We start from the raw sequence: 451 nt of genomic DNA on the forward strand, positions 1-451 counted from the left end.
TCCCACGGGGAGAGAGGACGGGGTGGCTGTTGGGGTTAAAGGTTCTGCAAGGAAAACAGGTTGTGCGGGCTGCTTTTTGTTTTTCAGGCGGCCTACATCAACGGCCGTAAACCCAAGCTGCTTCTCAAACTGCCTGCAACCGCAAAACCTGCTGCAATCCGCTCCCTCCCCCGTGGGGGAGGGCTGGGGAGAGGGCATTCCCCGAATTGAAGCAATCTTTCCCAACACTCCAACCGCCCAAATACAAGCCTTGCGGCTTGTTGCCCCCTCTCCAGCTCTCTCCCACGGGAGAGAGGACGGGGTGGCTGTTGGGATTAAGGGTTCTGCAAGAAAAATAGGTTGTACTGGCTGCTTTTTACTTTTCAGACGGCCTGCAATCAACGATTGTAAATTCAAGTTGCTTTTCAAATCGCCTGCAACCGCAAAATCCGCTGCAACCCGCTCCCTCCCC

Source organism: Neisseria sp. HMSC064E01 (assembly GCF_001808875.1).
GTDB lineage: Bacteria > Pseudomonadota > Gammaproteobacteria > Burkholderiales > Neisseriaceae > Neisseria > Neisseria sicca_A.